This is a genomic window from Companilactobacillus futsaii JCM 17355 (assembly GCF_001435505.1).
Lineage (GTDB): Bacteria > Bacillota > Bacilli > Lactobacillales > Lactobacillaceae > Companilactobacillus > Companilactobacillus futsaii.
The window spans coordinates 1-9,387 of sequence record NZ_AZDO01000152.1 but is presented as its reverse complement, the minus strand read 5'-3'; the positions used below and the strand labels follow the sequence as shown (position 1 = coordinate 9,387).

Genomic DNA, 9,387 nt, shown 5'->3' with positions numbered 1-9,387 from the left:
AAAAAGTGCTCCCAAAGTTGTTAGATTATGTCTAACAATTTTAGAGCACTTCACCTTTGGGGCTCTTTTTTTACGTACAGTTTTTTGATTGTGTTCAAAAACCTACAAATTGTAAATTGTGCTCTTTTTATTTAACAGCTGAAGTTATAGAATTCCAATATAGATTTACAACACCGTGTTTATTAAAAGACGCTATGTATTGAAAGGATTTGAATAATGGATAAAGCTAATGAATTAGTTAATCAAATAAAAAATGCCGATGCAATTGTGGTCGGTGCTGGTAGTGGAATGTCAAACGCTGCAGGAATGAATTTTTGGTATGAAGCCAGTCCACTGTTTCTAAAAGAGATGTTATATTTTCACGAAAAGTATCATTTTGAAGGGATATTTAATGGCTTTTATAATCATTTTGATTCTGAAGAAGAGCATTGGGCCTTTATTTTAAAAGCTCTTAAAATGATTTTTAGTATACCCCCACAGAAACAAACATATGAATATTTGAAGACATTATTGTCAGATAAACCTGTTCATGTTATTACGACTAATCAAGATATGATTTTTAAGAAGTTTTTTTCTGAAGAAAATGTCAGTGAAATTCAAGGCTCTTGGTCTCTCTTTCAAAGTTCTAACCCACAAACAGATAAAAACCTATACCCAACAGCTTCGTTTTTAGATAAGCTTTTATCACAAATTAAAGATAATCGTTTATCTTTAGATTTGATTCCAAAAAGTCAAGTCGATGGAGCAGAACTTATTCCATGGGTACGAGGGCCAGAATTCTTGGAAGACAAACGTTATTTTGACGAGTATCAAAAAATAAATAAGTTTATTGGACAACATCAAAATGAAAAGATTTTATTCCTAGAAATGGGTGTTGGTAGGATGACACCAATGTTTATTCAAGAACCATTTTGGGAAATGACCAATTATTTGCCACAATCTTTCTACATCAATATCAATCCTAAGGATGCATTAACTAGTCCAGAGATTGCAGAGCGTTCACTACTAATAGATGAAGATATCAATGAAACGCTCAAAAAAGCTGCACAGGAATTTAATAGGGGGTAAAAATGAATAATTCAATAAAGATTGCTAAGAAATGGATGAATGAAGCGGATGCTGTTTTGATTACAGCTAGTAATGGTTTCTCAATTTCGGAAGGCTTAAATTTATTCGCAAATGATCAGAAGTTAAAAGAAGTACTAGGTGAGCTTCAAGACAAGTATCACTTTCAAAATTTACTATCAGTCTTTGGTTTTAAATTTCCTAATGAATTAGAACAATGGCGTGCATATGCTAGAATCATTGAGTTTTATTCAATCAATTATGAGTCAAGCGACTTGATGCAAAATTTGAAAAGAATGATCGATAAACGTCCATATTTTGTGTGGACCTCGAATGTTGATCATCATTTTGACCTTGCAGGATTGGAAAATAATCTAGAGGTTGAAGGAAATTGGTTAGAAGGTGTCTGCAGTCAGGATAAGGATCATGAAGTAGTTGATTTAAAGAATATATTGCATCAAATCTATACAAAAGATCAAATTGGTCAATTAACAGAGAGTGATATTCCTAAATGTAGTGAATGTGGTTCTTCTTTAAAACTTAATTTACCCGGTGACTTTTTCCAAATGAATCAAAAAAAGGTAACAAAATTTTCCGATTTCCTCCAAAAATATCAAGACAAGAATTTATTAGTCCTTGAATTAGGGATCGGTCCTCGCAATGAAATGATCAAAGCACCTAGTATGCAATTAGTAGCGGGAAATGGGAAAAGCCATTTTATTACAATCAATAAAGGTGAATTGTATATTCCAGATGTAATCGCCGAAAGATCAATTGGCTTTTCTACATCTATTGATACAGCTTTTCAAGAATTATTGACTGGGAAAAATCTAGGCGGTCAAATACAAGGTCCAGCTAAGCCAAAACCCAAGCCAACGCCAGAACAACAGAAAAAAGAAGATGAGACTATCAAGCTTTTTTATCCTTCGTACATGGTAGATAGATCTATCAGACCAGGGGAATTAACGATGTATTTGACCGTAGATTCAAAGCATCCATCACATTTCCATTTGTTACAAGAAGGACAGCCTTGGATGTATTCACTAGGAAATTCAGCAATAGCGCACTGTTTTACTAAAGATGGCCAATATTATCAAGTTAAATTGGGATTGGATAAAACTAAAGGACAAGTTCATGGTTTTTATTTTGATGCCGGAACATTCATCGCTTTTGAAGATGCCGAAGACAATGGAGCCGGTTTTTCTCAAATCAGTGCTGGTCTAGCAAGTAATGGTGATACTCGAATAATGATACCTAAGGTTGATAAGTTAATTGAAGCCTTTCCTAAAAAGAAGAAATTGATCAACCGTTTATCAATTCCAGATTAGGAAGAAATTGAGTACTTCAAAACGGGTTTGTTAAATAAAGTAATTATTTTTGAACTATTCATGAAAATAATGATAAAAACTTGTGAAAACAAATGAAGTGTTATACTATGAATTTGTTCGATAAGGCGATGACGTTCGCCGAAAATATTACTTAATTGTAATTGATGACGTCTACTCCAGATAAAATACCAGTAATAATTAAATCAATTATTGAGGGTCTTTTTTTGATGGAGTAGGCGTCTTTTTTTTATGATTAAGAAGGGAGATTCATTATGACAAAAGTAACAATTGAAAATGTTAAGGCAAGAGAAGTCTTTGATTCACGTGGTAATCCAACCGTTGAAGCAGATGTTATTCTCTCAAACGGTGTTTTAGGACGTGCTAGTGTTCCATCAGGTAAGTCAACAGGTGACAATGAAGCTGTTGAATTACGTGATGGTGGTGAAAGACTCGATGGTAAGGGTGTTTTGAAAGCAGTCAATAATGTTAATACTTTGATTAATGATAAATTAAAAGGTGCTGATCCTTTCAATCAAGCACATATCGACCAAATGATGATTGATTTAGATGGTACGCCCAATAAAGCTAAATTAGGTGCTAATGCTATTCTTGGCGTTTCAATTGCTAACGTTAGAGCTGCAGCTAAAGCAGAGGGAATCCCTGTTTATCGCTATATCGGTGGAGTTGATTTGGAACTACCACAAACATTCCACAATGTTATTAATGGTGGTGAACACGCTGATAATGGAATCGATATGCAAGAATTCATGATTACTCCTATTAAGCGTGACAGTTTCCGTGAAGGTTTTGAGAAAATTGTTAATGTCTATCATCAATTAAAGAAAAACCTTGAAAAAGAAGGTTATCAAACAGGTTTAGGTGATGAAGGTGGATTTGCTCCTGATCTTCCATCAAGTGAAGCTGCCATTGATGAATTGAATCGTGCAATTAAAGATGCCGGCTATGTTCCTGGAGAAGAAATCGGTATTGCTTTTGATGCTGCTGCATCTAGTTTTGCCCAGGAAGATGGATCTTATTTGTTTGAAGGCAAGAAGCGCAGTGCTGAAGAAATGAATTCATATTATGAAGGATTATTAGATAAATACCCAGCAATCGTTTCAATGGAAGATCCTTTTGGTGAAAATGATTGGGATAATTTTGCTAAATTTACTCAAAAGAATGGCAAACGTGTCCAAATTGTTACTGACGATAATGTATGTACAAATCCTGCTTTGTTTAGAAAAGCTATTAAAAAAGGTATGGCTAATAGTTTCTTAATCAAGTTAAACCAAATCGGTAGTGTATCAGAAACTATGGAAGCTATTCGTGTTGCTAGGAAGAATGGATATACAACGATGATGTCACACCGTTCAGGTGAAACTGAGGATTCATTCTTAGCAGACTTTACCGTTGGAATGCACGCAGAACAATTGAAGTCCGGTGCTCCAGCTCGTGGTGAACGTTTGGCTAAATACAATCAATTATTAAGAATTGAAGAAGAATTAGGTAAGGAAGCTAATCTAGCTCATTTCCCTAACGATGTGGACTTAGATTAAATAAGAAAAAATGAAAAAATATGGAATTACCACACAAAAAGCTGATGAATATCATCAACAGTACGGATATAATGAGACTGTTAAAATTAGGCAAAAATTTATTCATTTAGTTTTGAAGCGATTGATTGGATGTAAGCAGTAAATAACCGACCGTATTTTCTCGGCCGACAATAATCGATATGATTACCTCATCAAAATAAATGGTGAGGTATTTTTAATGGATGAAAAACCGGATATCGTAAAAGTTCAAGTCGATCAAAAAATCGAAAAAAACACTAGTACCAAGGCCTTACAAATAAAAATTGACAATAATAAGTCAGTAATTGTTTACAATCACATAAGTGGATATATCTTGAACGCCTTGATGAAGGCGGTGTTCCCTAATGATAATTGATCAGAGTAAAGTAAAACAAATCTATATAGTTTGCGGTAAAACCGATTTACGCAAAGGAATCGACGGCCTTGCAGGCATCGTCGAGCAACAATATGACCTTGACCCATACTCTAAAGCACTATTCTTATTTTGTGGCACGGATAAAGACCGGTTTAAAGGTCTTTACTGGGACGAAGATGGATTCCTTTTACTTTATAAACGATTAGAAAATGGACGGATCCAATGGCCAACCAATCAGAATGCAATCCGTAAATTAACATCGAATCAATTGATCCAATTATTGAGCGGTTGGTCGTTAGATCCAACCGTACATAAGATTTGCCCTCCAGGACATAAAAATGGACTATCTAACTGATTAGGCTAGTGGTAAACTTTTATCTATCAAAGTTGGTGCTGTTGGAAGGTAAAAACATGTCAGAATTAGATGAGTGCAAAGAACTAATTCGCAAGCAACAAGTAGAAATTGCGGAGTTAAAGGAACAGATTGCTTATTTTACTCGTAAAATGTTTGCTAGTAGATCAGAACAAATAGATCCAAATCAAACTTCTCTTTTTGAGGAAGAAACTAGTGTTTTTACCGAACCAGAGCAAACTGGAGAAGAAAGCGACGCATCAACAGATCAAGTACAGCCGAAAAAAAGGCTAAAAAAACACGGAAAGAAACGTTAAATCCAAATTTACCTGTCCGTATTACCATTAAAGAAGTAGAAGACCATAGATGCCCTAAGGGACATTCAGGTATCACAACAGTCGGGAAAAAATATGTGCGCGAGGAATTACACATAATTCCAGCGCGTGCGTATGTAGAAAAAATCTATACTCGGACTTATAAGTGTAAAAAGTGTATTGAAACTGTAGAGGACATTGAAGGTTTGATAAATTCAGGGTTATTTCAAGCTGATGTTCCACCAGCTTTAATCCCTCACAGCTTCGCTGATTGCCGAAGTGGCTTATCGTAAGTTCGTATTAGATGTTCCTCTTTACCGTCAATTACCTGAACTTAGATAGTTAGGGTATCAAACGTCAGAAGCTACATTAGCTAATTGGATGATCAAATTGGCTGAGTTTTTAATGCCAGTATATAATGAATTGCGCTATCGATTACTTTCTTATAAGGAACTTCAAGGAGATGAAACTCCATTTCAAGTTTTACGTGAAGATGGTAAATCACCGACTTCAAAATCTTATATCTGGTTGGTTACTACACCGAGAAAGTTAAGTGAACAAGTGGTTTACTATGCTTATAGTCCTACACGTTCTGGGACTTTTGCACAAAAGTTGTATCAGGGTTTTCACGGTGTACTTCAATGTGACGGGTATAGTGGATATAATCTATTGGGTGATTGCATTGAACGAACGGGGTGCTGGGCACACGTTCGTCGCAAATTTTACGACGCCTTCAAATCACATGTAAAAGATGCGGAGATGCCATTAAAATTTCTCAACAGAATGTTCAAATTAGAACGAGAATGGCAGCCTCTTTCACCCAAAGCCCGTCGAAAACGTCGTCGAGGTCAATTAAAAAAAGTCGTCAATCGTTTCTGGAAACTCCTAGAACAAATTGAGACTTTACCAAATTCACGCTTGGGCAAGGCCATCGCCTATGCCCAAAGTCAAAAGGTCTATTTTAGGATTTTAAATAACGGTGTTATTGATTGGAGTAATAACACCTCCGAACGAAACATGAAGACCTTCGTGATCGGCAGAAAAAATTGGTTATTTAGCACTAGTACAAAGGGTGCCAAAGCCAATGCCATTTGGATGACTATCGTTGAAAGTGCGAAAGCCAATCATCTAGATCCACGCCAATATATAATGAAATTATTAGAAAAACTACCAACGTTACCTGCTTTTCCTAAAAAGGAAGACCTGGCAACTTATTTACCATGGAATCAAGATTTCAATCAAGCACTTGAAGCCTGAACGTTTAATTATAGAAGAAAAAAAGCACTCGACTTTCTAGGAAAGTCGGGTGTTTTTGTGTTCTGAGAGAAATCAGAAAGTCAATACGTCCTGTTATTTACCGCTTACGAAGTGTTTAGTTTTGCCAGCAACTGAAAGTTGCAAGCAAATCAACACTTTAAGATTACAATTGTTCAGAATACCGGCAAAAATAATACGGCATTCACGTTCCAAAATTATTCAATTAAGTCGATTCAATGTTTATGATCGACTGTTTTGGAGAGTTCTTGAAAGGATCGAAATGATATAGAACTTAACTTTTAAAAAATCAGCTCTTCCAAGGGGGAGTCTGCCCTGAATTCATATCAAGTATCTCTTAACACGATATTTTTCTAAAATTTAAAGAAACAGGAGTCAGGATTTGTAAAAATTCACAATCTTGACTCCAGTTTTACTGTATTTATTATTCTATGAATAGATTGGGCTTATAAATTTATGCAAAGAATCGACGAGCCATAGTTTTATAAATATCAATATATTTCAAATAGTCATCTTCGAAAACAAACTCGTTAACTTGATGAGCACTTTCATTACCAGGACCAGCGACTACAACATCCAAATCAGGGTTAGCTTGGACAAATTGTGAAGCATCAGTACCACCGGGAGCACCAACAGCTGCAATGTTTACACCGAGAACATCTTTGTAACTGGATTTAACTAATTTAATAAAGTCAGAGTCAAGTTCAGTCTTAACAGGCAAATTACTGCTCAAAATTTTGAGTTCCAATTTCATTCTAGGGTCAGCTTGATTTAATTTATCGATCAAGTCTTGAATATCAGAAATCACTTTATCATTTGTGTATTCAGGAATTGTTCTAATTTTAGCAGTCAATTCAGCATAGTCGGGGATGGTGTTTTCTTGATTACCACCGTTCATAACTGTGACAGAAGGCTTGGTTGAACCTAGTACATCATCTTCTAATTTAACTAAATCTGTGAAGTATTCTTTTTGCTTGTTGAAGTAAGTAACTAAGTTGTCTAAAGCGTTGATTCCCATTTCAGGCATTGAACTGTGAGCCGCACGACCACGAGAAATCACTTTGTAAGTTACAGAACCTTTGTGGGCACAAAAAGTTGCCATACGTGTTTCTGGTTTTTGACCATTGAGTTCAATTAAACCAGCATGAACTAACTGTTCCATAGCTAAACGAGAAGTAGAGTTACTTGGTTCACCAACAACGATAGCTTTGATGTCATCGACATAACCTTCTTTAGCCAATTTAGCAGCACCTAGTTCACCGATTTCTTCACCAACAGTAACTAGGAAACGTAGATTGCCAGCAAAGTCAGGATCTTCGTTTAATTCGATCATAGCAATGGCCATACCAGCTAGTCCACCTTTCATATCAGATGAACCACGACCAAAGATTTTGCCGTCGATGTGTTTGGGATTAAATGGACCATAATTCCATTCATCATCATTTACAGTTGAAACAACGTCAGCGTGACCGGTCAAACCTAGGATAGGGCCGTCGCCTTTTTTGATGTTAGCAATCAAATTATAACGATTGTCGTCATATTTGTTCAATTCAGTTTCAATGCCATGTTTTTCTAGAAGATTCTTTAGGTAATTGGCTACCTTTTCCTCATCACCATTTACAGTTTGCAATTTGATTAAATCATCTAAAATACTAAGTCTTTGTGCTTTGTCCATTTTTACCCTCCGAGATAATGTATAATAATTAAAAAAGCTTTATTCTCTATTCTAATATTTTTTTGGTGAAATTAGTAATGAAAGGTTGTATGAGATGAATTTATTGATGAAGATTGACCGCTGGCTTGGGGTTTTATTATTAGTCGTGGCGGTATTAGGGTTCATATTTAATTGGTTCAGCAAAAGCAATTTAATTTCTGCGGCTGTAGCTGGGGGAGTTTTATTATTGATTTCTGCGACGGCTGATATCGATAAGCCGAGCAAATAAAAACCACTGACAACTAAAAGTCAGTGGTTTTGTCATTTAATTTACTTTTTTACGCCCCTCAGGGGTGTACTTGTTCTTTTGATGTCTCTTATATAGGTAGTAGATACCACCGATGATTGCTAAGATTACAACCAAAGGTAGTATGACGTGGATAAAGATTGAGAATAATAGTAAGGCAATGAAGAAGCCTAAAACGTATTTCCAAATATTGTTCATCGAATTCTCCTTTTTTATTTGTGATTTAATTTTTATTCATAACTGTAATATTGTCAAGCTAAATACTTTATTGTTGACTTTAAAGGTTATATCTAATAGTATATATCTAATCGCTACCTCTTAGATACACGGAACATAAAGGAGGTGTGAATAATTATGAAATATAAAATCATGTTAGATCTTAAAGATCAATTATTCACAGCAGTTGATATTGATGATAGCAATAAGTTTGGCAACGGTACAACCATTCAACAAGCTATCGATAATTTAAAGAAACAAGCTGCATAAAAATATTGGGAATCTCAACTAGTTGTTGGGGTTCTTTTTTTATTCTGGATTATCAACTGCAAAATCACCAAATGAAGCATTAACAACTTTAGCCAATTCGTGTGGTTCAATTAACAAAGATTGTCCAATTTTACCGGCCGAAACAATAATTTTTTCAGCTTCATCTGCTTCTTTTGAGAAATAAATAGGGTAGTTATGCAATGAGTGGATTCCGACTGGGCTATTAGCACCATGCTCGAAGCCACTAGTTTTGACTAAATCTTTTAGTGGAACCATGCCAACTTTTTTATTACCAGAAATTTTGGCTAATTTCTTGTAGCTTAAATGTTTGTCTAAAGGTAGCATACCAACCAAAGGACCAGTTTTGTTACCAGTTAATACAAGCGTTTTATAAATCTTGTAGCCATCTCGAGAATTTTTATCAGTAACTAATTCTTGAGTATCACCATCGGCTTCTGTCTCAAAAGTCATTGCTTTATAAGTTACTTTTTCTTTATCGAGAATTTTCTCGACTAACGTTTTTTGAATCTTCTTTTTTTTGCTCATTTATGTCACCAATCCCTAAAGCTTGTTTTTCTCAATTTTGGTTAGTATAGGATTCCGTCCTCCATAGCAAAGAAAATTTGGCTGGAATGCACTCGTCCTTGTCAAGTTGA

12 protein-coding genes, 1 pseudogene and 1 riboswitch are annotated in these 9,387 nt (G+C 35.3%); of the genes and pseudogenes, 10 read left to right on the top strand and 3 right to left on the bottom strand.

Going from position 1 to position 9,387, the window contains the following annotated elements; genetic code table 11:
• Positions 1-216: 216 nt before the first annotated feature.
• From FC88_RS12495 to tnpC, 8 genes and pseudogenes are all read left to right on the top strand, one after another.
• Positions 217-1,068 carry an SIR2 family NAD-dependent protein deacylase gene (locus FC88_RS12495; RefSeq protein ID WP_057816117.1) on the top strand — a complete coding sequence of 284 codons (852 nt, stop codon included), beginning with the start codon at positions 217-219 and terminating at the stop codon, positions 1,066-1,068.
• Positions 1,069-1,070: 2 nt separating this feature from the next.
• The gene (locus tag FC88_RS13225; RefSeq protein ID WP_235526947.1) at positions 1,071-2,393 is read left to right on the top strand and encodes an SIR2 family NAD-dependent protein deacylase; all 1,323 of its coding nucleotides are present in this window, start codon (positions 1,071-1,073) and stop codon (positions 2,391-2,393) included.
• A 115-nt stretch (positions 2,394-2,508) separates the two neighbouring features.
• Positions 2,509-2,574, top strand: a riboswitch (Fluoride riboswitch).
• 91 nt (positions 2,575-2,665) lie between these two features.
• Positions 2,666-3,949 carry a phosphopyruvate hydratase gene (gene eno / locus FC88_RS12480; RefSeq protein ID WP_057816115.1) on the top strand — a complete coding sequence of 428 codons (1,284 nt, stop codon included), beginning with the start codon at positions 2,666-2,668 and terminating at the stop codon, positions 3,947-3,949.
• A gap of 217 nt (positions 3,950-4,166) precedes the next feature.
• The gene (locus tag FC88_RS13065; protein ID WP_187323372.1) at positions 4,167-4,343 is read left to right on the top strand and encodes a hypothetical protein; all 177 of its coding nucleotides are present in this window, start codon (positions 4,167-4,169) and stop codon (positions 4,341-4,343) included.
• Positions 4,333-4,698, top strand: coding sequence for an IS66 family insertion sequence element accessory protein TnpB (tnpB, locus tag FC88_RS12475; protein WP_057816112.1), 366 nt, complete (start codon positions 4,333-4,335; stop codon positions 4,696-4,698). The genes FC88_RS13065 and tnpB overlap by 11 nt, the downstream gene beginning before the upstream one ends.
• Positions 4,699-4,754: 56 nt before the next feature.
• A complete protein-coding gene (locus FC88_RS13220) occupies positions 4,755-5,012 on the top strand; it encodes a transposase (protein ID WP_235526946.1) in 258 nt (85 codons plus the stop codon).
• A 95-nt stretch (positions 5,013-5,107) separates the two neighbouring features.
• Positions 5,108-5,302 (top strand): hypothetical protein, encoded by a 195-nt coding sequence (locus tag FC88_RS13215; RefSeq protein WP_235526945.1) that lies wholly within the window; start codon positions 5,108-5,110, stop codon positions 5,300-5,302.
• 64 nt (positions 5,303-5,366) lie between these two features.
• A pseudogene (gene tnpC / locus FC88_RS13210) lies at positions 5,367-6,266 on the top strand (IS66 family transposase); the annotation flags it as partial.
• Between the two features lie 472 nt (positions 6,267-6,738).
• On the opposite strand, the gene FC88_RS12465 reads toward tnpC, so the two are convergent.
• Complete coding sequence (locus FC88_RS12465; protein WP_057816111.1) at positions 6,739-7,959, bottom strand: M20/M25/M40 family metallo-hydrolase; 1,221 nt, start codon at positions 7,957-7,959, stop codon at positions 6,739-6,741.
• Between the two features lie 103 nt (positions 7,960-8,062).
• Here FC88_RS12465 and FC88_RS12980 point away from each other — a divergent pair, with 103 nt between their 5' ends.
• Positions 8,063-8,227: a hypothetical protein gene (locus FC88_RS12980; RefSeq protein WP_162256558.1), complete on the top strand. Its 165-nt coding sequence runs from the start codon at positions 8,063-8,065 to the stop codon at positions 8,225-8,227.
• 36 nt (positions 8,228-8,263) lie between these two features.
• On the opposite strand, the gene FC88_RS12460 is transcribed toward FC88_RS12980, so the two are convergent.
• Positions 8,264-8,443, bottom strand: a complete 180-nt coding sequence (locus FC88_RS12460) for a hypothetical protein (RefSeq protein WP_057816109.1) — start codon at positions 8,441-8,443, stop codon at positions 8,264-8,266.
• Between the two features lie 156 nt (positions 8,444-8,599).
• On the opposite strand from FC88_RS12460, the gene FC88_RS13295 reads away from it, so the two are divergent.
• Complete coding sequence (locus FC88_RS13295) at positions 8,600-8,731, top strand: hypothetical protein (protein ID WP_267490151.1); 132 nt, start codon at positions 8,600-8,602, stop codon at positions 8,729-8,731.
• A 39-nt stretch (positions 8,732-8,770) separates the two neighbouring features.
• Here the strand turns inward: FC88_RS13295 and FC88_RS12455 are convergent, their stop codons facing one another.
• Positions 8,771-9,277 (bottom strand): aminoacyl-tRNA deacylase, encoded by a 507-nt coding sequence (locus FC88_RS12455; protein WP_057816107.1) that lies wholly within the window; start codon positions 9,275-9,277, stop codon positions 8,771-8,773.
• Positions 9,278-9,387: the final 110 nt, after the last annotated feature.